Below are 23923 nucleotides of genomic sequence, written 5' to 3' on the forward strand. Positions count from 1 at the left end.
GGATTGGAAATAAGATAGAAGAGAAGGGCGAGCATCATTGCTCGCCCTTGATTATCAGGCCAGTACCAGACCGGCAATGGCGGCGGAGAGCACGCTCACCAGCGTTGAGCCGTAGAGCAATTTCAGACCAAAACGGGAAACCACATTGCCCTGTTCTTCATGCAGACCTTTAATCGCACCGGCAACGATACCGATCGAGGAGAAGTTGGCAAAAGAAACCAGGAACACCGAGAGAATCCCTTCCGCGCGCGGTGAAAGCTGACCGGCAATTTTCTGCAGATCCATCATCGCCACGAACTCATTCGACACCAGCTTGGTCGCCATAATACTGCCGACCTGCAGCGCTTCGCCCGATGGCACGCCCATCACCCAGGCAAACGGGAAGAAGACGTAGCCCAGCACGCCCTGGAAACTGATGCCAAAGATGAAATCAAACAGGGCGTTAATGCCGGAAATCAGGGCGATAAATCCGATCAGCATCGCTGCCACGATAATCGCTACGCGGAAACCGGCGAGTATATATTCGCCCAGCATCTCAAAGAAGCTCTGTCCTTTATGGATATCCTGCAATTGCAGATCTTCTTCGCTATCAACGCGGTAGGGGTTCACCAGCGAGAGCACGATAAAGGTGCTGAACATGTTAAGCACCAGCGCGGCGACCACATACTTAGGCTGCAGCATGGTCATATAGGCGCCGACGATGGACATCGACACGGTAGACATCGCGGTCGCGGCCATGGTGTACATGCGGCGCTGCGACATTTTGCCGAGAATATCCTTATAGGCGATGAAGTTTTCTGACTGTCCCAGAATCAGAGAGCTTACGGCGTTAAAGGATTCCAGCTTGCCCATGCCGTTGATTTTTGACAGCACGGTTCCGATACCGCGAATTACCCACGGCAGAATGCGGAAATGCTGCAGAATGCCGATCAGCGCGGAAATAAAGACGATCGGGCAGAGCACGTTCAGGAAGAAGAAGGCGAGGCCTTTATCGTTCATGCCGCCAAACACGAAATTGGTTCCCTGAGCAGCATATTTCAGCAGCGAGTCAAACAGGCCGGCAAAACCTTTTACGAAGCCCAGACCCGCTTCAGAGTTAAGGAAGAACCAGGCCAGCAGCACTTCAATAACCAGAAGCTGTATGATAAAGCGGATGCGGATGCTTTTGCGATCGTGACTGACCAGCAAGGCCAGTACGCCCACCACCACCAATGCCAAAATAAAATGCAAAATATGGGACATGTGTGCTCCAAATTTGAGGAGGGTTGTATTTTGTTGCGTATTCTATGTAACGCGTTACTTAAAAACGAGATCTAAAGCACATTATAAGTTTTCAGTATCGTGTTTTTCTCAGAAAACTCTTACCGATCACAACCCTTTCACGATCGCATTACAAATTCAATAACCACAAAGAGATTGTCTATAATTTGCTCTGCGGGTAGAGTGAAACCGATTGCCCGAACTTTTGTGATGGTTTACTGTACCGGTATATATAGCAATGGCTATACTTTATAGCACTATCTATCACACTGATAACAACATCCGACTTTCACTCGCGTCTGTATCCCCCTAATTTTAAGGGCGAACAAGCGTTCAGACAGGGTAAGACACTATGTTAGAAAGCCGCACCGCCGAGCGTGCCGCTCGCGGAGCCAGAAAAATCAAGCTCGCGTTGCTGGGGCCCGCCTTTATTGCCGCGATTGGTTATATCGATCCGGGCAACTTCGCTACCAATATTCAGGCAGGGGCCGCTTACGGCTACAAGCTGCTGTGGGTAGTGGTCTGGGCCAACATCATGGCGATGCTGATCCAGCTGATGTCCGCCAAACTGGGCATCGCGACCGGGAAAAATCTTGCCGAACATATCCGTGATCGCTTTCCGCGTCCCACCGTCTGGTTGTATTGGGTGCAGGCGGAGATTATCGCCATGGCCACCGATCTGGCGGAGTTTATCGGCGCGGCGCTCGGTTTCAAGCTGCTGCTGGGCATATCGCTGTTTCAGGGTGCGGTGCTGACCGGCGTCGCGACCTTCCTGATTTTGATGTTACAAAGCCGCGGGCAGAAGCCGCTGGAGCTGGTGATTGGCGGCCTGCTGCTGTTTGTTGCCGCCGCCTATATTGTTGAACTCTTCTTTTCGCAGCCGAAAGTCAGCGAGCTGGTTAAAGGCATGGCTTTGCCGTCGTTGCCTGGCGCTGATGCGGTGTTTCTTGCTGCCGGAGTACTTGGCGCCACCATTATGCCGCATGTGATCTATCTGCATTCGGCATTAACCCAGGCGGGCAAGCACGGCACGCAGGCGGAACGCTACTCCTCCACCAAGTTGGATGTGGCGATCGCCATGACGATTGCCGGTTTCGTTAACCTCGCGATGATGGCGACTGCGGCGGCGGCGTTTCACTTCAGCGGTCATACCGGCATCGCGGATCTCGATCAGGCCTATCTGACGCTGCAACCGCTGCTTAGCCACGCGGCGGCCACGGTGTTTGGCCTGAGCCTGGTGGCGGCGGGCTTATCTTCCACCGTGGTCGGCACGCTTGCCGGTCAGGTAGTGATGCAGGGCTTTATCCGCTTTCACATTCCGCTCTGGGTGCGCCGTACCGTAACCATGCTGCCCTCATTTATTGTGATCTGGGCAGGCTGGGATCCGACGCGCATTCTGATTTTCAGCCAGGTGCTGCTCAGCTTTGGTATCGCGCTGGCGCTGATACCGCTGCTGTCGTTTACCGGCAATCGCGAACTCATGGGCGATGAGATGGTGAACTCAAGGCTGATGCAAAATGCGGGGCGGCTGATTGTGCTGCTGGTTGTGGCGCTGAATCTCTATCTGCTGGTAGGCGAGGCGCTGGGGCTATAACAGCGCCCGGGCTGACAAAAAAGCCCCGGCGTTGGCCGGGGCTTTTTATTAGTGACGATCGTGACCGTGGCCATGACGATCATGATGCTGTTCGTGGCGGCGGTCGTGTCGCCACTCCTGACGACGATGCATCTCATGTCGGCGATGCTCGCGTTCCCAGGCCTGCTGACGACGCCACTCTTCATGTCGCCACCAGCGATGATTATTGTACTGATAGCGGCTGTGCCACCAGCGCGGTGCACGCCAGCGACCACCATCCCAGTAGTTGCCGTGACGATCGCGGTCACCCAGGTGCAGCGTAACGCCGGGTGCAAGGTTAATGGTTGCGCTTGAGGCTTCTGCTGTGCTGATAGCCAAAGGCGCCAGTGTTGCCAGCAAGGCGGCAAACAGAATCGCACGTTTCATCTTTTCTCCTTATCAGTAGCTTATCACCTGCTACCCTGGCGCTATTCTGCCACAGCCAGGATGCGCGAGCTTCAGTACCACTCTGAAAAAGATAAGAAAATCTGAATCGGACATTTTTTGCTTAACGTTCCCGCCTCTTGTAAAGGCGGGTAAGCGTTTACATCAACGCAGCCTCAATGGTGGCCAGCTCGTCGGGGGAGAAGGCGCGTTGTGTGAGCATCTGCACCGCATCATTAATTTGCGCGGTTTTACTGGCGCCGATCAGCACCGAGGTAACGCGCGGATCGCGTAATACCCAGGCGAGCGCCATTTGTGCCAGCTTCTGCCCGCGCTGCTGCGCAATGGCGTTGAGTTTGCGCACCTTATTCATCTTCTCGTCGGTCAACTGTTCCTGCTGCAAAAATTTGCTGCCGCTGGCGGCGCGGGAATCTTCCGGAATGCCCTGCAGATAACGGTCAGTCAGCACGCCGCCAGCCAGCGGCGAAAAGGCGATACAGCCAACGCCATTCTCTCCCAGCGTGTCCAGCAGCCCCATTTCCGGCGTGCGTTCAAACAGCGAGTAGCGCGGCTGATGGATCAGGCAGGGGGTGCCGAGATCGCGCAGAATGGCTATCGCCTCTGCCGCCCGCTCGGCCGGGTAGTTAGAGATCGCGGCATAAAGCGCTTTCCCCTGGCGCACCACCTGATCCAGCGCGCGCATGGTCTCTTCCAGTGGCGTATCGGGATCGGGGCGGTGGTGATAGAAAATATCCACGTACTCCAGCCCCATGCGCTTCAGGCTCTGGTCGAGGCTGGCAATCAAATATTTGCGTGAGCCCCAGTCGCCATACGGGCCTTGCCACATGGTGTAGCCCGCCTTAGTGGAGATAATCAGCTCGTCGCGCAAGCCACGGAAATCCTCCCGCATAATGCGACCAAAATTCTCCTCCGCCGAGCCGGGCGGCGGTCCGTAGTTGTTCGCCAAATCGAAATGGGTGATGCCCTTATCAAAAGCGTGACGCAGCAGTTCGCGGCTGTTATCCACGCGCGTGCTGTCGCCAAAGTTATGCCACAGCCCCAGCGAAATGGCGGGAAGCTTCAGGCCGCTGCGTCCGCTGCGGCGATATTCCATCTGCTGGTAACGTTCGGAATGCGGAAAAAAGGTCATACAGCGTTCCTGTTCAAAGGGGAAAGCAAGCCGAGATCATAGCAGTGTATACGTTTACACACAGCGGCAACGCGCGGCAGATCGCAACTTGCGGATTTTTCCGGGCACGTAACGATTGCTTGCCAGCGGCAGCGGTTGCGCTGGCACGGCAAAGGTCGACGAGGCGACGGAATCTTCGATACTGCAACTATGCCTGCGAAAAAGGAGAGGCGGATGAAAACCCTGACGGTTGGTGAGTACCTGCTTGCGCGTCTGGACGAGATTGGCGTGAAGCATCTGTTCGGCGTTCCCGGCGATTACAATCTGCACTTTCTCGACAACGTTATCAGCCATCCCGCTATCCAGTGGGTGGGCTGCGCCAATGAACTTAATGCCGCCTATGCCGCAGATGGCTATGGCCGCTGTCGCGGCGCGGCGGCGCTGCTAACCACCTTTGGCGTGGGCGAGCTGAGCGCGTTGAACGGTATCGCCGGCAGCTATGCGGAATATGTGCCGGTGATTCACATTGTTGGCGCGCCCGATTCCCGAGCGCAGCAGCGGGGCGACTGTGTGCATCACTCGCTGGGCGACGGCGATTTTCAACATTTTCTGCGCATCTCGCAGGAGGTAAGCGTGGCGCAGGCGGTGCTGACGGTGGAAAACAGCGCGGAGGCGATTGATCGGGTGATTGAAAGCGCGTTGCAGCAGCGCCGACCGGGCTACCTGCTGCTGGCAGTGGATGTGGCGCAGGCGAGAATCCCGGCGCCTTCCCGGCCGCTGGTGCGGGAGTTACGCTCATCTGACCAGGCGCGGGAAGGCTTCAGAGTGGCGGCAGAGAAGCTGTTGCAGGATGTCCGGCGCGTATCGCTGCTGGCCGATTTTCTTGCTGACCGCTGGCGATTGCAGCCTGCGCTACAGGCGCTGCGTCAGCGACGCGCCATCCCCTGTGCCACTCTGCTGATGGGCAAGGGCGTGCTGGACGAGCAGCAGCCGGGCTATGTGGGTACCTATGCCGGTCAAGGCAGCGAAGAGGCGGCGCGCGCGGCGATTGAGCAGGCAGAGGCGACGATAAGCGTTGGCGTGCGCTTCATCGATACCATTACCGTGGGTTTTACCCAGCAGTTTGACGCCCAGCGGCTTATCGATCTTCAGCCCGATCGGGCTGTGGTCGCAGGCAAACTGTTTTCTCCGCTCACCATGGCGGATGCCCTCGGGGTTCTCGACCTGCTTTTTCAGCGTTATGGCGAGCAGTGGCAGGAAGCCGCACCGGTCAGGGCGGAACGCAAAAGCGACGCAGCGGCGCCGCTCGCACAACAGTCGTTCTGGCAGGCGATGCAGGATTTTCTGCGGCCCGGCGATGTGATTCTGGCCGATCAGGGCACGGCAGCCTTTGGTGCCGCGGCGCTGCGACTGCCCGCGCAGGCGCAGCTTCTGGTACAGCCGCTGTGGGGATCCATCGGCTATACTCTTCCCGCAGCTTTTGGTGCGCAAACCGCCAATCCGACGCGGCGCGTTATCCTGATCATTGGCGACGGCTCGGCCCAGCTGACCATTCAGGAGCTGGGTTCCATGATGCGCGACGATTTGCACCCAATCATTTTTCTTCTGAATAATGCGGGTTATAGCGTAGAGCGCGCCATTCACGGCGCAACACAACGTTACAATGATATCGCGCAGTGGAACTGGACCGCGCTGCCGCAGGCCTTTAGCCTGCACTCGCCAGCGCAGAGCTGGCGCGTAACCGAGACGATACAGCTGGAAGAAGTGATGAAGGTGGTCGCCCAAACCCGTCGGCTTTCGCTTATTGAAGTGGTGATGCCGCAGGAAGATCTGCCGCCGCTGCTGGAAAAGGTCGCTACAGCCTTGCATCAGCGTAACGGCGGATGAGATTCGGAAAGTTGCCGCTGGGCAGAAGGGCAGCATCAGGGTTAAGGTTATGCCTCGCATTTTAGCTGATACGCTCACCTTTCGTACCGGTGAGCGTTGTTGTTTTATTGGCAGGATTTTATAGTGTCCTCCAACTCTTTAAGACCCCAAGCGGAGCAGCAGAAGAATGACAAAATATGCCTTGGTCGGCGATGTGGGCGGCACCAATGCCCGTCTCGCCCTGTGTGAGGTGGAAAACGGCAACATCTCCCAGGCCAAAACATTCTCAACATCAGAATACGACGGCCTCGAAGCCGTCATCCGCCGCTATCTGGAAGAAGCAAAACAGGATATCAAGGACGGCTGTATCGCTATTGCCTGTCCGATAACCGAAGATTGGGTTGAGATGACCAACCATGACTGGGCCTTTTCCACCCGTCAGTTAAAGGCCAATCTGGGCTTTGAGCATCTGGAAATCATCAACGATTTCACCGCCGTTTCCATGGCGATCCCCATGCTGGCGGAGAGCGATATGATCCAGTTTGGGGGCAAAGAGCCGATCAAAGACAAGCCGATCGCGATTTATGGCGCCGGTACCGGCCTCGGCGTCAGCCATCTGGTGCATGTGGATAAACGCTGGGTCAGCCTGCCGGGCGAAGGCGGGCACGTCGATTTCGCGCCGAACAGCGAAGAGGAAGATCAGATTCTGGAAGTGCTGCGCGCAGAGATGGGTCACGTATCGGCCGAGCGCGTGCTTTCCGGCGCTGGTCTGGTGAATCTCTACCGCGCCATTGTGAAATCGGACAGTCGTGTGCCGGAGAACCTGAAGCCGAAAGATGTTTCCGAGCGCGCGTTGGCGGACAGCTGCATCGACTGCCGCCGCGCCCTGTCGCTGTTCTGCGTCATTATGGGTCGTTTTGGTGGCAACCTGGCGCTGAATCTCGGCACCTTTGGCGGCGTCTATATTGCTGGCGGTATCGTGCCGCGCTTCCTGGACTTCTTTAAGGCGTCCGGTTTCCGCGCCGCCTTTGAAGATAAAGGCCGCTTTCGCGATTATCTGGTGGATATTCCGGTCTACATGATTACCCATGACCAGCCTGGCCTGCTGGGCGCTGGTGCCCATCTGCGTCAGACGCTGGGCCGTATTCTCTGATTTTCCCCTCTGCGAACGGCCTGCGCGCCGTTCGCTTCACAGGCGCATCAGCTGACGAAACTCCTTAACCTTGCTGCGGCTGACCGGCACCTGAAAATCCATATCGCGCAGTTTAAGAATGTAGGTGTTGTTGAACCAGGGCTCAATTTCGCGGATCTTGCTGAGATTGACGCAGTAAGAGCGGTGGCAGCGAAAAAAGTTCGCCTCCGGTAAACGGCTGCAAAATTCGCTAATCGCCATCGACATCACATAAGCTTCCCGTCGCGTATAAACAAACGTCAGCTTTTCATGGGCTTCAATGTAGTAGATATCGTTGATGTCGGTGACAATGATGCGCTCATCTTTCGTTAGATTAATGGTCTGCGGCGCGCTGCGGCTCTGCATGCTGCTGCCCGGCTGCGGCTGTTGCCAGCTCGTTTCCAGCTTGTTGAGCATGGTGACGATGCGCGCCTCATGGTAAGGCTTGAGAATGTAGTCGAACGCTTCCAGCTCAAACGCCTCAACCGCGTGCTCTTTCCAGGCGGTAATAAACACGATAAAGGGCTTATGGGCGAACTTGCTGATGTTCTGTGCCAGCAACATGCCATCCAGCGAGGGGATATTGATATCGAGAAATATCACGTCGACCTGGTGATTTTGCAGATACTTCAGCACCTCAAGTCCGTCATCAAAACACGCCTCGATCTGAATCTGGCTGTGCTGTTGAATCATCCAGCTCAGCTCCTGCTGAGCAAGAAACTCATCTTCAACGATAATGGCTTTCAAAACGCGTTCCCCGATTATATTGCTGGTAAGCGCTGCTGCTCCGTGAGTCGCTGACCGTTTTTCGTCAGGGTAAAGGCGATTTCCGTGCCGGGCTGATGGCGGGTAATCTCCAGCCCGTGACCATACAGCAGTTTTACCCGATGATGCACATTCAGCAGGCCGATTTTATTGCCTGGCATTTCGTTGCATGCCACGCGCGCCATTACATCCTCGCTGATCCCCTGGCCAGTATCACGCACCGCAATACGCACCCGATCGCCAAGATCCTTCACGCTTAACGTCACCACGCCTTTGCCCCGGCAGGGCTGAATGCCATGTACGATGGCATTCTCCACCAGTGGCTGGATCAGCAAGCTGGGGAGGGTAAAGTGCAAATCCTCGTCGATGTCATAGATCATTGACAGCTTATCGCCAAAGCGCGCCTGCTCAATGGCGATGTAATCTTTCACCTGCCACAGCTCTTTTTTGATGTCGATAGGCTCGTCATCGTTCAGCTCCAGGTTATAGCGCAGGTAGCGTGACAGGTTAATCACCAGCTGGCGGGCAGTATCGGGGTTGAGACGAATCGAGGAGGAGATGGCGTTCAGCGCGTTAAACAGAAAATGAGGATTGATTTTGCTTTGCAGCGCCCGCAGTTCCGCTTTGTTCGCCATCTCCCTGAGCTGCTCTGCGCGCGAGACTTCAAGCTGCGTGGAGATGATCTGCGACAGACCGATCGCCATCTCCTTCAGCGATCCGGTAATGCGATGGGCGCGCCGGTAGTAAATTTTCAGCGTGCCGGTCACCTCTCCTTTCTCCCACAGCGGAATCACGATCATCGAGTGGATATCCCGGGTGCGGTGCGCCTCGTCGTTATTTTTTATGATAATTTTTCCGCTTGAAATCGACAGGGCGGTGGTGGGGCTGATGCCGTCGTCGCCGTTCTGGTAGTTATGCTCGCCATAACCCACGTAAGCGAGGATCTGATTTTTGTTGGTGATCGCCACCGCATCGGCATGGATATCGCTGCGAATGATGTCGCACACTTTACGCAGCGAATCGCTGTTTACCTGACGAAACAGCGGCAGAGTTTTGTTGGCGATTTCCAGCGCCAGCTTGGCCTGGCGCGCCGCTATCGCCTCTTTTTCACCCTCCACGCTCTGCACCAGCAGCACAATCAGGCCGATGCTGGAGGCGCCGAGAATCATCGGCAGGGCGATCTCAGAAACGATCTCCAGCCCAAGCGCCATCGGTCGCGCCCAAAGCACAATCAGCAGCATGGTCAGCGACTCGCACAACATGCCGCCCACAATGCCGACGCGCCAGCGTTTCTCTTTACTGACGCGGCGATTAATCGCACCGGCGACCATGCCCGCAATGATGCTGGTAAACAGGCAGGGCACCGAAGTGACGCCGTGAATATCAATGAGAAAACGGTGCACTCCGGCGATAACGCCGGTGGCAATGCCCACCCAGGGGCCGAATAAAATACCGCCCGCCATCACGGCAATCACGCGCACGTTGAGCAGAGAACCCTCAACGTTGATTGCGGACCAGGTGCTGAACAGGGCGAACAGGGAAAAAATGGCGGTCACTACCAGCTTCTCCTGCACCGAATGTTCATCTTTTTGCAGCAACTGGCGAAACGGACGCGTGCGGGTCAGGAAGAACAGGCAGATAAGCATCAGCGCGGCACGGTCAAACACCGCCAGCAGCATGTTGAAATGGGATTGCACAAAGTTCTCTTGTCGGGAAGGCGTTACGCCTATGATAAAAAATGTGATCGCGATCCGCCAGCGGCGCGGCACACAGAAGACACGAAAGCGGCTTTAGATCAATTTTATCGCCCACCGGCGCTGAAAATAGCAAATGCCGGTTATAAAAAGGGGATCACGCTTTCCCACGCAATATCACTGGTTGCACAGCATTGGGTTTGTTATTTTGCGGAGTTCTGGTTTGGTCTGTATAGCGCTTGCAGGCCGCCTTCCTGCCCGACAGAGGTGTCATATGCAGTTGAAAACAGAGCGGTTAATCATCAGCAAGCTTCAGCCGGAAGACTGGCTGTTGTTTAAGCGCGTGCATCAGGACAGAACCAGCATGACCTGGGTCAGCGAGATCCCGGATGAAGAAGATCTGCGCCAGCGCTTTAACGGACGCCTTGCGCCCTGGCAGGTCACCAGTTTTCATATGCTCTGTCTGGTGGCGCGTCTGCGTGACGGCGGCGAAGCGATAGGGTTGTTCGGCTGTACCGCCGAGTGGCAGCCTTATCGTCAGGCAGAAGTGGGTTACATGTTGCTGAATGAGTACTGCGGGCAGGGCTACGGCAGCGAAGCGCTGGAGGCGCTCTGCGCATTTCTGCTCGACGCCGATTTTCATAAGCTGAAGGCGTTGGTGGTGGAGGGTAACTGGCCGTCGCGGCGAATCCTGGAAAAAAATGGTTTTCAGCTGGAAGGAACCATGCGGGATAATTATCTGCTGAACGGTCAGTGGGTAAACGATTGGATGTTTGGTCGTCTGAATCCGAAAAAATAAAAAAATTTTCTCCGCCTCTCGACAAGATTGTTATCGCCACGTTATGTTCATGTTTCGGTCACAGCAGTGACCCACGTCGCTCGGACGGTCCGGGCGCTTACGTACTCCAGAGGATGCTATGGCTGATAACAGCACACCCCGTCGTTTTTCCCGTATCGATCGCCTTCCCCCCTATGTTTTTAACATTACCGCTGAACTGAAGATGGCTGCGCGTCGGCGCGGCGAAGATATCATCGACTTTTCAATGGGGAATCCTGACGGCGCTACCCCGCCGCACATTGTTGAGAAGCTGTGCCAGGTCGCTCAGCGCGATGATACGCACGGTTATTCCACCTCAAAAGGGATCCCGCGCCTGCGTCGTGCGATTTCTCGCTGGTACGCCGATCGCTATCAGGTGGAAATCGATGCGGAATCGGAAGCGATTGTCACTATCGGCTCGAAAGAGGGGCTGGCGCATCTGATGCTGGCCACGCTGGATCACGGCGACACCGTGCTGGTGCCGAATCCCAGCTATCCGATTCATATCTACGGCGCGGTGATTGCCGGTGCCCAGGTGCGCTCGGTGCCGCTGGTAGCGGGCGTCGACTTTTTTAACGAGCTGGAGCGCGCGATTCGCGAAAGCTATCCCAAGCCGAAGATGATGATCCTCGGCTTCCCGTCGAACCCCACGGCGCAGTGCGTGGAGCTGGACTTTTTCGAGCGCGTTATCGCGCTGGCGAAACAGTATAACGTGCTGGTGATCCACGATCTGGCCTACGCCGATATCGTCTATGACGGCTGGAAAGCGCCATCAATTATGCAGGTGCCGGGCGCGCGCGATGTGGCGGTGGAATTTTTCACCCTGTCGAAAAGCTACAACATGGCGGGCTGGCGCATCGGTTTTATGGTCGGCAACAAAGAGCTGGTCTCGGCGCTGGCGCGCATCAAAAGCTATCACGATTACGGCACCTTTACGCCGCTGCAGGTGGCGGCCATCGCCGCGCTGGAAGGGGATCAGCAGTGCGTGCGCGATATCGCGGAGCAGTACAGACGCCGTCGCGATGTGCTGGTGAAAGGGCTGCATGAGGCGGGCTGGATGGTGGAGACGCCCAAGGCATCGATGTACGTCTGGGCGAAAATTCCTGACCACTACGCGCATCTGGGATCGCTGGAGTTTGCTAAACATCTTTTGCAGGAGGCGAAGGTCTGCGTTTCGCCGGGAATCGGCTTTGGTGACTATGGCGACACCCATGTCCGTTTCGCGCTGATTGAGAACAGCGATCGTATTCGACAGGCGGTAAGAGGCATTAAAGCGATGTTCCGCGCCGACGGTATCCTGCCGGGAACAGTTAAAAATATGGAAGAGCAAGCCTGATACTAACGGGGCGACCAGGCGTCGCCCCTGCGGCATTACAGCATCAGCACAAAGGTGCCGAGCCAGATCAACAGGAAGAAAGAAACTCCCATCAAGGCGTATTTCACCAGTTAACTCCTCTGAGCGGTTACGACGATGGCGATCCCAGGCCAGCGCAACGCGAACAGATAAGAGAAAAGGTGCGCCGCACCCTTTCTGCTCAGGACGTTCTGAGGAACTCAGAACAGGATCGCGTGCTAATTTACGCGTAATCGAGGGTGAAATAAATAGGTCTGCTCTTAGTGCATTCTCTCATTTTACTGCACATCAATGTCCGGGATTACTGACATACCCACACGCAACTGCGCCAGATCGGCCTGGTGCGCATCCAGAATGATTTTTACCGGCAAACGCTGCACCACCTTGGTGTAGTTGCCCGTTGCGTTATCAGGCGAAATAGCGGAAAAGGTCGCACCCGTGGCTGGCGCGATGCTGTCCACATGGCCGGTGAAAGTCTTGCCGGGCAGGGCATCCACTTTTACCGTGACGCGCTGGCCCTGACGCACATCCGCCAACTGGGTTTCCAGATAGTTCGCGGTGATGTAAGTCTGCTGGAGCGGCACTACCGCCAGCAGACGCGTGCCCGCCGAGACATAAGCGCCAAGACGCACCGAGCGTTGACCTACCATGCCATCTACCGGCGCGATAATATGCGTGTAGGAAAGATTGAGCCGCGCCTGATCGACGCTGGCTTTGGCCGCCGCCACATCCGCTTCCGCCTGACGCACCGCAGCTTGTAACACCCCAATCTCTTTTTGCGACGAGGCGAGGGCGGCCTGATTCTGACGCACCTGCGCGGCAGCAGAGCGCAGGGTAGAGCTGGCTTTTTGCTGATCGTCAGCGGCGACCGTGCCGCTCTTGTAAAGACGGTCATAGCGGCCAGCGCTCTGACCGGCATATTGCGCGGAGGCCTGGCTGGCCGCGAGTGTGGCTTTCGCCTCGTCAATCACCGACTGCTGCTGCTCCAGCTGCGCCTGGCTGCTGACCAGCTTCGCCTCGCTGACCTGTAAATTGGCCTCAGCAGTCTCCAGCGCCACGCGATAGTCGCGATCGTCCAGCGTCGCCAGCACGTCGCCCGCCTTAACACGCTGGTTATCCTCCACCTTGACGCTGGCCACGTAGCCCGACACTTTCGGGGCGACCAAAGTGTAATCCGCATTAACGTAAGCATCGTCCGTACGGTGATCGTTGCCGGTCATCGCAGACCAGACGAAGAAAGCCATCGCCAGCAAAACCAGCAGCAGAACGCTCAGCAGCACGGTTTTTCTCATCATTAAAGCACGCATAATCTTATTATCTCGTAGTGGGCGTAACAGATTGAATCAGGGTTTGCGGCGGCCAGACGCGTTTCGGCAGCCAGGCGGTTAACAGCAACATTACGGCAGCGAAACCGATCAGCATCAGCCAGGTGTCGCTGATGCTCAGCACGGTCGCCTGATGTTTCAGCAGCGTGGCGAAACCGCTCAGGTTTTCGCTGGCGCTGACGCTGCCGTCGCTCAGCAGCGGATGGCTGCTGTTCGCCTCGCTGGCCGACTGCGCAGTCATCAGCCACGGGCGGCTGGCGGCGTTATTCACCAGCACGTTGGAGTGAAACTGTTCGCGATAGCTGAGGAACCACTCCACCAGGGTGGAGGCCGCCACGCTGGAGAAGCCGCGCACGGTGTTAAACATCGCCGAGGCGAATGGGCCTTCTGGCGGCGCCACGACGCTGGTGGCGCTCATCAACACCGGCAGAATCACCATTGGCTGACCAAACGCCTGCAATGCCTGGATCAGCCAGAAATTCTCACGCGCCCAGTCGCTGGTAATGTGTGAACCGAGCAGGCAAGAGGTAACCAGTAGCGCCACGCCGCAGGTCAGCATCCAGCGACAGTCGATTCGGCGAATATTCAGCAGCGCCGCTATCATCGGCGCTATCAGCAGCTGCGGCAGGCCGATCGCCAGCGCCAGCGGGGCGAATTGCAGAGTGCGAAACCCCTCGACCTGACCAAAATATGCCGAGGGCAGGGCGGAGCCGGAGAGAGAAAGGATCAGCACCCCCGCCAGCGCCAGCAGGCCGTGGGTCAGATTGCGCCGCTCCAGCATTTGCAGTTTGAACAGCGGCAGCGGGTGAAACCACTCGTTAATCAGAAAAACCACCAGCAGCGCCAGCGCGGCCAGCAGCATGGCAAGGAACAGCGGCGAGGCCAGCCAGTCCAGACGTTCGCCCTGTGTCAGCGCCAGAATCAGCAAAGCAATGCCGCTACAGCCGGTCAGCATGCCAAACAGATCGATCTGCTTAAAGCGTTCGAGGCGCAGCGGATCCTGCGGCAGACCCCAGCCAATCAGGGCCATGGCGATTGCCATCAGTGGCACCACCTGCCAGAACACAAAGCGCCAGCTCACCTCATCGGTCCAGAACGCGGCCAGCGAGGCCGCCATATTCGGCCCAAAGGTGGCGGTCAGGGCATAGGCGCTGAGGCCAAACAGCTTGATCGGCGGCGGCAGAAAGCGCAGGGCAACGGTCATCAGCAGCGGTGGCAGCGCGCCGCCAAACAGGCCCTGCAATACGCGCAGCGCAATAAACAGGGTTGGCGAATGCAGCAGCGGCAGCAGAATGCCGGAAAACATAAAGCCGAGCGATACCGCAATGGCAAAGCGACGCAGAGAAAAGGTCACGGCGAACCAGGGCGCAATCATCATGGCAGCAACTTCCGCCGCCTGGTAAGCGGAGATAATCCAGCTGCCCCGATCGTAGCTGACGCCAATCGCGGCGCGAATATCGGCCAGCGCAATGTCAGTAACGCGATCGTTTAATCCCGATGTCAGCGCCGCGATCAGCACGCCCAGCAAACCCAGCGCCAGGCGAAGCGTAAAAGGATGAGGCGCCGGCGCGGCGGCAGGCTGAACGGTCATAGCAGCAGTTCTCATTATTTTATGATGCAGTGTATTGCAATGTGATACAGGAGCGTATCTTACATCCTGATATGCTGTATTGCAATGTGGTACAGACTGTGAAAGCGGCGCATTTCGCGCTACAGTAAGGCAGCACACAAAGGAATGCGTTATGGCTGAATCCTCATCCTGCCGCGATGATGAAAAAACGGGTGGCATCCAGGTGATTGCCCGTGCGGCGAAAATACTTAATGCGTTGGGAGAACATCCCGGCGGCATGAGCCTGGGCGAAATTGCACAGACGGTGGATCTTCCCCGCTCTACGGTGCAGCGCATTATCGCGGCGCTGGACAGCGCGCAGCTGGTGCGCAGCGCTGGCGCTGGCGGGCTGCGCCTGGGACCGGCTCTGCTGAAACTGATCTCCGCCGTACACAGCGACGTGGTGGAGATTGCCCGTCCCTGGCTGGAAGCGCTCTGTAGTGCCACGAATGAAACCGTGTCGCTGGCGCGCGCCAGCGGCACACAGCTCGCCATCATCCATTATCTTGTCGCTTCGCGTGAACTGCGCGTGGTGCCCCGTATCGGGCTTAACTTACCGCTCTACAGCACCTCCGGCGGTCGGGCTTTACTGGCGCTGGAGAGCGATGAGGATGTACGCGTGATGGTTGGTGAGGCGTATCGCGAGCTGACGGAAAACACGGTAAAAACCCTGCCTGAACTGCTGAATCTGATAGCCGAGGTGCGCCAGACCGGCATCTCTTACGATCGGGGCGAAACGCTGGAAGGGGTATCGACCATGGCAGTAGCGCTCGACACGCTGTTTGGCCGTTTCTCCATCTCGCTGCTGGTGCCTTCGGCACGTTTCCACAAAAATGAAGCGCGTTATCGTGAGGAAATGCTGAAGTGTAAAGAGGCACTGACGCGCGAAATCGGCAAAATCGCCGCTCCAGAAGGATAACCTGTGATGAAAACGCTACTGATCGCCGTGGATAATACGCCGGTCGCGGAAAAAGTGATCGCTCTGACCATCGAAGAAGCGCAGGCGCATAAAGCCAGCGTGGTGGTGCTCTGCTGCGTGGATCCCGCTTACTCCTCCTGCAATCAGCCCATTGAGATTGATGCCGGAGAAGATCCGGTGGATTTCACCGTGGCGCAGGATGAGCAGAACACGGCGGAAATGGTGGTGCGTCATGCGCTGGCGCCGCTGCTGCGCGCCGGTATTGATGCGCGCGGCATTATTCTGGCAGGCGATGCGGCGGAAACTATCGTGGCGCAGTCGCAGCAGCTAAACGCCAGCATGATCATCATGGGACGACGTCATCTTTCCGCTTTTAATCGTCTGCTGAAAGGCTCCGTGAGCGCGGCAGTGATTGAACGCGCCCACTGTCCGGTGCTGATTGACGTGCGCAAGGAGTGATGGTTCCGTCATGATTCTGATGCTTACGCTTGTGGCCTTTTTGCTGCTGGCGTTGATTATTATGCTGCTGGTGCGCACCACGCGTCTGCGTCTCTGGCAAGGCGTGATTTTGCTGCTGTTGCCGCTGCTGCTGGCGAATCTGCTCTGGTTTAGCTGGCTACAGCCGAAACAGCAACGGGCTGCCTTCGCCGCGCAGGCGGAAAAAAGCCTGACGGAAATGCCGGGCTATCGCGTATTGAAAACTCAGGAACCCGCGCTCTGGCAGCTGCTTCAGCAGGAGCTGGCGCATAAACTGCGGGAAGGTAAAAAGCTGCCTGTTGCGCTGGGCGAGCTGCGCGGCCTGCTTGCCGATGTGGTGAATCAGCGCCTGGCGCGCGCCGATGACGCCAGCGTCATTAATTATGTCGCCACCTCGGTGCAAGAGATGCGGGCGCTGCAGCGTCAGGATCCGCGACGTTGTTTTCGCTTTCTTTTTCCTCATGTAAGCGGGGGAGTCAATCTGGCTGAAGCGCTTTCTCCGCAGCTGAATCAGCAGGATGCCGACGCGATGGAAAAATTGCTGCTCGACAGTAGCGGCGCGGAGCGGAAGGTCGACATGACGGAAGCACGCCGTAACCTGCAGCAGCTGATCGCGCCGCTTTATGCTAAATGGGGCGATAAATTGAAGCAGCTTAATATGCCTGCCGATGCGGCGGTGGACCGCGACGCCATGTGCGCTATGTCAATCGATCTCTACAGCGCTATTCTTGCATTGCCTGACAAACAGGCCGCCAATCTGCTGCGTAAAATGATGACGCTTTCCGGTTAAGAGACGAAAAAAAGCCCGCTCAGCGCGGGCATAAAGGTCTTTATATTTACTTCTTTTTATCTCAATTACCTGGTGTGGTGCAGGGTCGTTCTTGATAGAAAGATCATCCCACTTTTCGGCTGATAGCTCCAGCCGCTTAAATAAATTGATACGATTGGCAAAATCTTACTTTAGAAATTAAAATCGCGCCCCATTCCTATAGCCTGGGCGAACGCCTCTGAATATACTGCGCGGCGATATGAGGATATTACGATGAATAAAAAGATAGTCAGCGCGTTGGCGCTTTTACTGCTGGCAGGCTGTAGCGCCAGCAAGCCGGGTGGATTTGAACGGGTAGATGAAGATGCCAGTTCACATACAGTGCAATACCGCTACGATCCGCATAATTTAAATAAAGATGCGATGCTAACAGACTTAGCGCAATATTGCAGTGAACGTGGATTTGATAAAGTAGAAGCCTTACCGGCGCAGGATAGCCATATTCCCGGTTTAAAGAAGGCCTGGTTCCAGTGTAATTATGCGATTAAAAGTTAAACAGGGCGGGTAATATCCCGCCCTTTCTTTTTTATAAATTGCTGTGTGTAATCTTTGCCCGGGTGTTATCCGCCGCGATGATGGCCGTAGCCGTGCCCATGTCCCCAGCCGTGTCCATGTCCCCAGCCCCCGCCGTGACCATGATCGATAATACATCCGCTCAGCATGCTCATAATGGCAACTACCGATGCGACTTTAATCAGCTTTTTCATAGAAAGCTCTCCTCTTTTCCGTTGGGTATAACGTTACGCCGGAAAAGTGAAGCGAAGATGCAGCGAATGTAGAGTTGTTTATATAAGCATTACAGAATATTTCTTTTACCCCGAGGGCAACAGGCAGATATAACAAAACCAATCGGAATGAGCTGAAAGCAAATAAATAGTAGAGAGAATCCTCTGAAAAGCAAGTAAAAAGAAAGGCTGGTCACGGCGCTATTACCCGCTACATTAATGTCATCTGTGAAAAAGGGAGAGAGCATGATGACACGTAAAGTAGTAAACGTTTTATCGCTGCAGGCGGAGCTGGGGGAATGCCCGCTCTGGTCAGTGGAAGAGCAGGTATTATGGTGCGTGGATATTCTGGCGCCTGCTATTCATCGTTTTGATCCGCAGAGCGGCGAATTACAGACCTTTCCGCAAGCGGAAGAGGTGGGCTGTATCGGGCTGCGCGCGCAAGGGGGGGTGATTGCCGCGCTGCGCGGCGGGGTCTGGCTGCTGGATGCGCAGGGCAAGCCGGAACGCAAGATCGCGGATAACCCCGGCATCGCCAGCAAAAGCCGCTTCAACGACGGTCGCGTCGATCCCTGGGGCAATTTCTGGTGCGGCAGCCTGTGGGAGCCGCAGGATAAAGATGGTGCTCTGCTTTGCCGCGTCGACAGCGATCTCAATATCAAGGTCATGGCGCGCGATATCAAAATCTCCAACGGCGTGGCCTTTTCACCCGATCGGCGCTGGATGTACCACAGCGATACGCCCAATAAGGTGCTCTGGCGTTATCCGTTAAACCCTGCTGGCGAACCCGGCGAACGCGAACTTTTTCGTCGTTTCGATGCAAAAGGCGGATTGCCGGACGGCGCGGCAGTGGACAGCGAAGGTTTTTACTGGTCGGCCCAGTTCGACGGCGGACGAGTAGTGCGCATCGATCCCCACAGCGCGGAAATCGTGGACGAGATTGCATTACCGGTGCGCTGGCCGACAATGGTCGCCTTTGGCGGTAAAGATCTGAAAACGCTTTATATCACCAGCTCGCGTGAGGATCGCAGCGCAGAAGAGCTGGCGCGTTATCCGCAGTCGGGAGATATTTTCGCCGTTGAGGTTGAGGTGGCTGGCGTGCCGGAGCCGCGATTTATCGAGCGAGGATAAAGCTAAAGCCGTGTCGTGATGACACGGCTTTGTTTTGTTTAACTGCCTTGTAGCACCTGCTCCGGCTCAGCACGTCGCTGCGGCAACCGAATCGTCAGCGACAGGAACAGGGAGATGGCCAGCAGCGTCATGATCAGGCTGAAGGTCACGGTAAAACCGCCAAACAGCGACGCCACCAGCGAGCCCAGCACGCTGCCGATGCCGAAGCCGAGATAGAGCACGCCATAGTTCTTTGTCAGATTATTCAGGCCAAAGAAATCACTGACCAATGAAGGGTAGACGGTGATGGTGCCGCCGAAGCTGAACGCAACGCAGGCCAGCGACAGGAAAAAGGTGGTTTCATTCATCCGGGTGAAAAGCAGGATGCTCATCCCCGCCAGCGAAACAATCTGCGCCAGTGAGATAACCCGGATACGCGCCATTTTATCGGAGAGCACGCCCAGCACCAGTCGTCCGCTCAGGTTTGCAATGGCAATCACCGTGACGGCATTGGCAGCGGTTTGCGTGCTGAGATGCACCAGCCCTTCGCCAATATCTTTTGCCACGCCAATGACATAAAGGCCGCTCATGCAGGCGGTAAGAAACATCAGCGCCAGCATCCAGTACTGCGGCATACGTATCGATTGCGCCAGCGTATAATCACGCGCCTGAAGCGTACTGCTTGCGCTGCCGTTCTGTAACGGCGCTTCGCGCATCAGCAGCGCACCGGCAATAATCAATGCCATCGCCAACACGCCCCAAATAATGAAGGTATTTTCTAAACCTTGCGTCGACAACAGCCAGCCGCAGATGAACTTAAAGCCGAGGCTGCCAAGACCGTAAGCGCCAATAGCGCAGGCGGAGATGACCCCTTTGCGTTCGGGAAACCATTTGACGCAGTTGGAGAGAGTCATCAAATAGCCCGCGCCGTCGGCCAGCCCGACCAGCACGCCCGCGCTTAGCCAGAGCGTCATCAGGTTATCGGCATGAGAAGTGAGCCAGAAGCCCAGCGCCATCATTATCCCCGCGCCAATGGTGACGTTGCGCACGCCAAAACGCTCCTGCAATTTGCCCGCCAGCGACGACGCCACCGCCAGGCCAAGACTTAGCAAACCAAATGAGAAGGCGACCTGGCTAATTGGCGCATCCAGCTTGTGTGAAAGCTGGCCGTTGAACAAACTCCAGGTATAAACCGAACCCAATGCGAACTGCGTCAGGATGGTGCCAAAGAGGGTTAGCCAGCGCGTACGCTGATAAGAGTGCTGCATTAACTGGTTCATGATTTTCTCTCCCGCGTGGGAATCCGGAAACTGGAGAGATGATAAACCGGGCAACTATTTCAGGAGAAAATTCCGGCATGAACAGCATCCGGCGCGGCATGAAATGCCTTGAAAAAGGCATGAATGCGTTTGCAGGCGGAAGCTGTGTCAAAGGACGAAAATAGATGAACAATGCAAAGCTTCGGTAAATAAGTATGTCGCAGGCAAAAGGAGAGAGCAGCCTGACAGATTTTTTGCCAGGCTTAAAAGCCAGACAACAGGAGGAAATATGAAAGACCGAGCATATGAATCCCTTTCAAACGAGGATGAGGTCCGCTGCATCATCGGTCAGGCTGTTATTGAGTTGAGCGACGAGCATCAGCCCGTGAACAAATCGACGCTCTCCCTCAAGCTGCTATCGATGGCCGATCGGGATCGCGACGATGAACGTGTACTGCTTTACTGGATCGCCAGGAAAGCGATCAATCAGCCGCATCAACTGAATAACAGCGCCCGGCGCTGGGGTTAAGTCCTGATAACGGGCGGGCAGAAAGCTCGCCCACCCTCATCAGGCCGTGGTCGTCCGGCGGATGCCGGGCAGGCGCGCAAACATCACCAAATTTCCTGCCAGAATCATCATCAAACCAATTAGCGCATTGGCGTGCCATACGTAGCCTTCATACAGTGTGGAGAGCGTCAGCGCCACCAACGGAAAGAGCAGCGTACTGTAAGCTGCCTGGCTGGCCCCAATCCGCCTCACTAACGTAAAGTAAGCGCCAAAGCCCAGCACAGAGCCAAACAGCGCCAGATAGCTGACGGCGCCCAGCCAGGTCAGATTCCACGCCGGAGCAAGCTTTTCTCCCGCCAGCAGCGACAGCAGCGCCATGACCAGCGCGCCGTACAGCATGGCGTAGCTGTTAGTGGTCAACAGATCGCACTGCTGGCGTTGATGTCTTGTGGCAATCATATTGCCAAAGGAAAAACCGAGCGTACCGAGCGCGCTGAGGCCGACGCCCCACAGAATTTCCGGCGCCTGCCGCGTGGCAGCGATATCCTGCCAGAACAGCGCCACGATGCCGCCGAGGCCGAGCAGGGCGGCGGGCAGTAAACGTGGGGAGGGGCGCTGGCGGAAAAATAGCCAGCTATTGAGCGCGTTATAAATCACCGCCATCGAAAAGATGACCGATTCCAGCCCGCTGCTGATCCACGCCGCCGCATAATAAAAACAGACGAAGTTAAAGCCAAACACGCAGCAACCCTGCAGCATACAAAAGAGATGGTCTTTCCGGTTCAGGGTTTTCAGCCGTCCGGAGAGGCGCAGCGCCGCCAGCATCACCAGCGATGCGATCAGAAAGCGCCAGAATACCGCAACGGTAACTGCCGTCACTGCCGCCTGCTGCTGAATAAAAATCGCCAACCAGGTTGTTCCCCAAATCAGCACTACCGCAAGATATAACATCAGGTTCATCATTGTTCTCCACGCCAGAAATGGGTGAAGTGTGCGGCAGAGCGTGCGGCGACGCTTGCAGCAACCTGCGCAATAGTTGCAAATTCTTGCGCTTTTGTTGATGCCCGCGCTTCGCCGCACTGGTGCCGCTCCCGGTTGCGCCGTAGACTGGCGATCTCTTTTTTAAACCGCTGATGTTTATGACGCCGACTTACGAAACCTTCGCCATCCTGCAACGCCATAAGGCCCGCCTGTGCGACAGCGTACGGTTAAGCTCTGGTATCCAGCTGGCGGCATGGTTCAACAGCGGCGATCGCGTGACCAATCTCAGCAATCACCATACGCTGAGCCTTTATACCGCCGAGGGCTATGATACCTGGCACAAAACGGCGCATGGCTGGCGCAACGGCGGCGGACCCGATCGCTTTTGCCTGATGCCAGCCGGAAAAGAATCCGTCTGGGATATTCGCGCCGATCTGGCCTTTACGCATCTTTACTGCACTGAGGCGCATCTGCGCCAGCTGGCGGAGCAGATCTGGGATCGCAGCCCGGCGCAGCTCAATCTGCACGAAAAAATTTTTTCTGGTGACGATCGTATCACTCAGCTTTATCGTGCTTTTTTGCTGAGCTGCGACTGGCAGCAACCGGCTAATCATCTGACGCTGAGCAGCGCCTCGACGTTGTTAATAACGCATCTGCTGCAACATTACAGCGAAGTGCGGTGGCGCGCGCCGGGCGTGCGTGGCGGATTGTCGCCAGCGGTGCTGCGTCGTTTGAAAAATTATATCGAGGCGCATCTGGATCGGCCGCTGACGCTGGCCCAGCTGGCGGCGGAGGCTGCGCTGAGCGAGTTTCACTTCGCGAGAATGTTTCGCCATTCAACCGGCGAAGCGCCGCATCAATATGTGATGCGCCGTCGTATGGCGCGAGCGGAACAGTTGTTGCATCACTCGGCGCTACCCCTGACTGATATCGCGCTCGCCTGCGGTTTCCATTCGTCCAGCCACTTCAGTAACCGATTTCGCCAGGTTTACGGTATTGCGCCGTCTGCACATCGTAAAGCGTATGCGGCTTCGCGTTAGTTTCCTGTAATATTTATATTTATTTTTATAATGAAAAAATTATATAAAATAACTGCTTCTGTTTGGTGTTCATAATAAAGCGATGACTTTCTCTCACATACGTCATCTCTCATTTTTAGAAAAATAATTTAAACCCAATATTTTTACAATTGGTGATACTTTGTGCAATTTTAAGCCGCAATTGAATTCTCGCTTAGCTTAGACCTTTATTTCACAAGGTGTACAACGGCTTCCTAAGGAAATTTCTTATAAATCAATATTATGATCCGATTTTGTTAAGGGTTTTCTGGTAATAATTTATTACAAATTTTCATTTCCAATGACATCGATGCTGTTTTTACACTCCCGCCCACAGGTTGAAATCCGAAGTTTTAAATTTTTGATAAATACCTAAAATACAGCGTCAGCCTGCTGGTGAATGGAATGTGCTCGCTTGTGACCTCAGTGTTTTGATTTACGTCGTATAACGTGAACAGGAAAATTGTTCTGGCAGGGGAAGCCTTTCTTAATTAATTTCTCACTGGCATTGACCATTTCTATTATTCCATAGAAAAGGGACAGTCATGTCTAATTCCTATCAGTCCGAGATCCCCAAAGCCCGCGTAAACATTCAATTAAGTGTGCATACAGGCGGCGCGCAGAAAAAAATCGAATTGCCCCTCAAACTGATGATATTGGGCGATTACAGTAACGGCGCTGAGCATCGTCCGCTCTCTGAGCGTGAACCTGTCAGCATCAATAAAATCAACTTCAACAGCGTGCTGCGCGCATTTTCTCCTTCCATAAATCTTTCCGTTGCAAACACTCTGGCAGGTGACGGCAGCGAAGAGAACGTCAGCCTTTCCTTCCATGAAATAAAAGATTTCGAACCGGAGCAGGTAGCCCGCCAGATCCCTCAGCTGAAAGCCATGCTTGCCATGCGTAATCTGCTTCGCGATCTGAAGGCGAACCTGTTGGACAACGGTATCTTCCGTAAAGAGCTGGAAAAAATCCTGCTTGACCCAACGCTCAGCGCAGAACTGCGCAGTGAGCTGGCTACTCTGGCAGCGAAACAGGCCTGAGAACAGCGTTATTTTAACGGATTAATTA

Annotated in this window: 24 protein-coding genes; 13 read left to right on the forward strand and 11 right to left on the reverse strand. The window is 55.7% G+C overall.

The features are described from left to right. Positions 1-54: 54 nt before the first annotated feature. A complete protein-coding gene (locus ABU178_RS02115; RefSeq protein ID WP_397211503.1) occupies positions 55-1242 on the reverse strand; it encodes a NupC/NupG family nucleoside CNT transporter in 1188 nt (395 codons plus the stop codon). 370 nt (positions 1243-1612) lie between these two features. Between ABU178_RS02115 and ABU178_RS02120 the strand changes: the two genes are divergently transcribed. Continuing rightward, positions 1613-2854: an Nramp family divalent metal transporter gene (locus ABU178_RS02120; protein ID WP_397211505.1), complete on the forward strand. Its 1242-nt coding sequence runs from the start codon at positions 1613-1615 to the stop codon at positions 2852-2854. Between the two features lie 48 nt (positions 2855-2902). On the opposite strand, the gene ABU178_RS02125 is transcribed toward ABU178_RS02120, so the two are convergent. Then, positions 2903-3259, reverse strand: coding sequence for a DUF2502 domain-containing protein (locus tag ABU178_RS02125; protein ID WP_397211507.1), 357 nt, complete (start codon positions 3257-3259; stop codon positions 2903-2905). Positions 3260-3416: 157 nt separating this feature from the next. Next, positions 3417-4406, reverse strand: a complete 990-nt coding sequence (gene mgrA / locus ABU178_RS02130; RefSeq protein WP_397211509.1) for an L-glyceraldehyde 3-phosphate reductase — start codon at positions 4404-4406, stop codon at positions 3417-3419. A gap of 213 nt (positions 4407-4619) precedes the next feature. On the opposite strand from mgrA, the gene ABU178_RS02135 reads away from it, so the two are divergent. Further along, the gene (locus tag ABU178_RS02135; protein WP_397211511.1) at positions 4620-6272 is read left to right on the forward strand and encodes a thiamine pyrophosphate-binding protein; all 1653 of its coding nucleotides are present in this window, start codon (positions 4620-4622) and stop codon (positions 6270-6272) included. 166 nt (positions 6273-6438) lie between these two features. Next, on the forward strand, positions 6439-7404 hold the full coding sequence (gene glk / locus ABU178_RS02140) for a glucokinase (RefSeq protein ID WP_397211513.1): 966 nt from the start codon (positions 6439-6441) through the stop codon (positions 7402-7404). Between the two features lie 36 nt (positions 7405-7440). Here the strand turns inward: glk and ABU178_RS02145 are convergent, their stop codons facing one another. Then, complete coding sequence (locus ABU178_RS02145) at positions 7441-8169, reverse strand: LytR/AlgR family response regulator transcription factor (RefSeq protein WP_397211515.1); 729 nt, start codon at positions 8167-8169, stop codon at positions 7441-7443. 14 nt (positions 8170-8183) lie between these two features. Beyond that, positions 8184-9866 carry an ECF transporter S component gene (locus ABU178_RS02150; protein WP_397211579.1) on the reverse strand — a complete coding sequence of 561 codons (1683 nt, stop codon included), beginning with the start codon at positions 9864-9866 and terminating at the stop codon, positions 8184-8186. 289 nt (positions 9867-10155) lie between these two features. Between ABU178_RS02150 and ABU178_RS02155 the strand changes: the two genes are divergently transcribed. Then, positions 10156-10680, forward strand: a complete 525-nt coding sequence (locus ABU178_RS02155) for a GNAT family N-acetyltransferase (protein WP_397211517.1) — start codon at positions 10156-10158, stop codon at positions 10678-10680. 118 nt (positions 10681-10798) lie between these two features. Then, positions 10799-12034, forward strand: coding sequence for an alanine transaminase (gene alaC, locus ABU178_RS02160; protein WP_397211519.1), 1236 nt, complete (start codon positions 10799-10801; stop codon positions 12032-12034). Between the two features lie 35 nt (positions 12035-12069). Here the strand turns inward: alaC and ypdK are convergent, their stop codons facing one another. The 3 genes from ypdK to ABU178_RS02175 all read right to left on the reverse strand — a co-directional run bounded on the left by ypdK (position 12070) and on the right by ABU178_RS02175 (position 14968). Further along, positions 12070-12141, reverse strand: a complete 72-nt coding sequence (ypdK, locus tag ABU178_RS02165; protein WP_397211581.1) for a membrane protein YpdK — start codon at positions 12139-12141, stop codon at positions 12070-12072. 189 nt (positions 12142-12330) lie between these two features. After that, on the reverse strand, positions 12331-13359 hold the full coding sequence (locus ABU178_RS02170; RefSeq protein WP_397211521.1) for an HlyD family secretion protein: 1029 nt from the start codon (positions 13357-13359) through the stop codon (positions 12331-12333). Positions 13360-13366: 7 nt separating this feature from the next. After that, positions 13367-14968 carry an MFS transporter gene (locus ABU178_RS02175; protein WP_397211523.1) on the reverse strand — a complete coding sequence of 534 codons (1602 nt, stop codon included), beginning with the start codon at positions 14966-14968 and terminating at the stop codon, positions 13367-13369. Between the two features lie 151 nt (positions 14969-15119). Here ABU178_RS02175 and ABU178_RS02180 point away from each other — a divergent pair, with 151 nt between their 5' ends. From ABU178_RS02180 to ABU178_RS02195, 4 genes are all read left to right on the forward strand, one after another. Beyond that, the gene (locus tag ABU178_RS02180; RefSeq protein WP_397211525.1) at positions 15120-15905 is read left to right on the forward strand and encodes an IclR family transcriptional regulator; all 786 of its coding nucleotides are present in this window, start codon (positions 15120-15122) and stop codon (positions 15903-15905) included. Between the two features lie 6 nt (positions 15906-15911). Then, positions 15912-16364 (forward strand): universal stress protein, encoded by a 453-nt coding sequence (locus ABU178_RS02185; protein WP_397211527.1) that lies wholly within the window; start codon positions 15912-15914, stop codon positions 16362-16364. A 10-nt stretch (positions 16365-16374) separates the two neighbouring features. Beyond that, the gene (locus tag ABU178_RS02190; protein WP_397211529.1) at positions 16375-17172 is read left to right on the forward strand and encodes a hypothetical protein; all 798 of its coding nucleotides are present in this window, start codon (positions 16375-16377) and stop codon (positions 17170-17172) included. Between the two features lie 252 nt (positions 17173-17424). Continuing rightward, on the forward strand, positions 17425-17706 hold the full coding sequence (locus ABU178_RS02195; RefSeq protein ID WP_397211531.1) for a hypothetical protein: 282 nt from the start codon (positions 17425-17427) through the stop codon (positions 17704-17706). Between the two features lie 65 nt (positions 17707-17771). Here the strand turns inward: ABU178_RS02195 and ABU178_RS02200 are convergent, their stop codons facing one another. Next, complete coding sequence (locus ABU178_RS02200; RefSeq protein WP_397211533.1) at positions 17772-17918, reverse strand: hypothetical protein; 147 nt, start codon at positions 17916-17918, stop codon at positions 17772-17774. A 267-nt stretch (positions 17919-18185) separates the two neighbouring features. Here ABU178_RS02200 and ABU178_RS02205 point away from each other — a divergent pair, with 267 nt between their 5' ends. Further along, complete coding sequence (locus ABU178_RS02205) at positions 18186-19067, forward strand: SMP-30/gluconolactonase/LRE family protein (RefSeq protein ID WP_397211583.1); 882 nt, start codon at positions 18186-18188, stop codon at positions 19065-19067. Positions 19068-19105: 38 nt separating this feature from the next. Here the strand turns inward: ABU178_RS02205 and ABU178_RS02210 are convergent, their stop codons facing one another. Further along, positions 19106-20326 carry an MFS transporter gene (locus ABU178_RS02210; protein ID WP_397211535.1) on the reverse strand — a complete coding sequence of 407 codons (1221 nt, stop codon included), beginning with the start codon at positions 20324-20326 and terminating at the stop codon, positions 19106-19108. 268 nt (positions 20327-20594) lie between these two features. Here ABU178_RS02210 and ABU178_RS02215 point away from each other — a divergent pair, with 268 nt between their 5' ends. Beyond that, on the forward strand, positions 20595-20834 hold the full coding sequence (locus tag ABU178_RS02215) for a hypothetical protein (protein ID WP_397211537.1): 240 nt from the start codon (positions 20595-20597) through the stop codon (positions 20832-20834). Positions 20835-20873: 39 nt separating this feature from the next. Here the strand turns inward: ABU178_RS02215 and ABU178_RS02220 are convergent, their stop codons facing one another. Next, positions 20874-21773 carry a DMT family transporter gene (locus tag ABU178_RS02220; protein WP_397211539.1) on the reverse strand — a complete coding sequence of 300 codons (900 nt, stop codon included), beginning with the start codon at positions 21771-21773 and terminating at the stop codon, positions 20874-20876. Positions 21774-21952: 179 nt separating this feature from the next. Between ABU178_RS02220 and ABU178_RS02225 the strand changes: the two genes are divergently transcribed. Both ABU178_RS02225 and tssB read left to right on the forward strand, forming a co-directional pair. Then, positions 21953-22834, forward strand: a complete 882-nt coding sequence (locus ABU178_RS02225; RefSeq protein ID WP_397211541.1) for a helix-turn-helix domain-containing protein — start codon at positions 21953-21955, stop codon at positions 22832-22834. A 563-nt stretch (positions 22835-23397) separates the two neighbouring features. Continuing rightward, positions 23398-23895, forward strand: a complete 498-nt coding sequence (gene tssB, locus ABU178_RS02230) for a type VI secretion system contractile sheath small subunit (RefSeq protein WP_397211543.1) — start codon at positions 23398-23400, stop codon at positions 23893-23895. Positions 23896-23923 lie beyond the last annotated feature (28 nt).

The organism is Pantoea osteomyelitidis (assembly GCF_044342975.1).
Classification (GTDB): domain Bacteria; phylum Pseudomonadota; class Gammaproteobacteria; order Enterobacterales; family Enterobacteriaceae; genus Pantoea; species Pantoea osteomyelitidis.

What these genes read in the sequence shown, in the direction of transcription:
- ABU178_RS02115 (WP_397211503.1), bottom strand. Translation starts at nt 1,242, where the DNA reads ATGTCCCATATTTTGCATTTTATTTTGGCATTGGTGGTGGTGGGCGTA.
- ABU178_RS02120 (WP_397211505.1), top strand. Translation starts at nt 1,613, where the DNA reads ATGTTAGAAAGCCGCACCGCCGAGCGTGCCGCTCGCGGAGCCAGAAAA.
- ABU178_RS02125 (WP_397211507.1), bottom strand. Translation starts at nt 3,259, where the DNA reads ATGAAACGTGCGATTCTGTTTGCCGCCTTGCTGGCAACACTGGCGCCT.
- mgrA (WP_397211509.1), bottom strand. Translation starts at nt 4,406, where the DNA reads ATGACCTTTTTTCCGCATTCCGAACGTTACCAGCAGATGGAATATCGC.
- ABU178_RS02135 (WP_397211511.1), top strand. Translation starts at nt 4,620, where the DNA reads ATGAAAACCCTGACGGTTGGTGAGTACCTGCTTGCGCGTCTGGACGAG.
- glk (WP_397211513.1), top strand. Translation starts at nt 6,439, where the DNA reads ATGACAAAATATGCCTTGGTCGGCGATGTGGGCGGCACCAATGCCCGT.
- ABU178_RS02150 (WP_397211579.1), bottom strand. Translation starts at nt 9,866, where the DNA reads ATGCTGCTGGCGGTGTTTGACCGTGCCGCGCTGATGCTTATCTGCCTG.
- ABU178_RS02155 (WP_397211517.1), top strand. Translation starts at nt 10,156, where the DNA reads ATGCAGTTGAAAACAGAGCGGTTAATCATCAGCAAGCTTCAGCCGGAA.
- alaC (WP_397211519.1), top strand. Translation starts at nt 10,799, where the DNA reads ATGGCTGATAACAGCACACCCCGTCGTTTTTCCCGTATCGATCGCCTT.
- ABU178_RS02170 (WP_397211521.1), bottom strand. Translation starts at nt 13,359, where the DNA reads ATGCGTGCTTTAATGATGAGAAAAACCGTGCTGCTGAGCGTTCTGCTG.
- ABU178_RS02175 (WP_397211523.1), bottom strand. Translation starts at nt 14,968, where the DNA reads ATGACCGTTCAGCCTGCCGCCGCGCCGGCGCCTCATCCTTTTACGCTT.
- ABU178_RS02180 (WP_397211525.1), top strand. Translation starts at nt 15,120, where the DNA reads ATGGCTGAATCCTCATCCTGCCGCGATGATGAAAAAACGGGTGGCATC.
- ABU178_RS02185 (WP_397211527.1), top strand. Translation starts at nt 15,912, where the DNA reads ATGAAAACGCTACTGATCGCCGTGGATAATACGCCGGTCGCGGAAAAA.
- ABU178_RS02190 (WP_397211529.1), top strand. Translation starts at nt 16,375, where the DNA reads ATGATTCTGATGCTTACGCTTGTGGCCTTTTTGCTGCTGGCGTTGATT.
- ABU178_RS02195 (WP_397211531.1), top strand. Translation starts at nt 17,425, where the DNA reads ATGAATAAAAAGATAGTCAGCGCGTTGGCGCTTTTACTGCTGGCAGGC.
- ABU178_RS02200 (WP_397211533.1), bottom strand. Translation starts at nt 17,918, where the DNA reads ATGAAAAAGCTGATTAAAGTCGCATCGGTAGTTGCCATTATGAGCATG.
- ABU178_RS02205 (WP_397211583.1), top strand. Translation starts at nt 18,186, where the DNA reads ATGACACGTAAAGTAGTAAACGTTTTATCGCTGCAGGCGGAGCTGGGG.
- ABU178_RS02210 (WP_397211535.1), bottom strand. Translation starts at nt 20,326, where the DNA reads ATGAACCAGTTAATGCAGCACTCTTATCAGCGTACGCGCTGGCTAACC.
- ABU178_RS02215 (WP_397211537.1), top strand. Translation starts at nt 20,595, where the DNA reads ATGAAAGACCGAGCATATGAATCCCTTTCAAACGAGGATGAGGTCCGC.
- ABU178_RS02220 (WP_397211539.1), bottom strand. Translation starts at nt 21,773, where the DNA reads ATGAACCTGATGTTATATCTTGCGGTAGTGCTGATTTGGGGAACAACC.
- ABU178_RS02225 (WP_397211541.1), top strand. Translation starts at nt 21,953, where the DNA reads ATGACGCCGACTTACGAAACCTTCGCCATCCTGCAACGCCATAAGGCC.
- tssB (WP_397211543.1), top strand. Translation starts at nt 23,398, where the DNA reads ATGTCTAATTCCTATCAGTCCGAGATCCCCAAAGCCCGCGTAAACATT.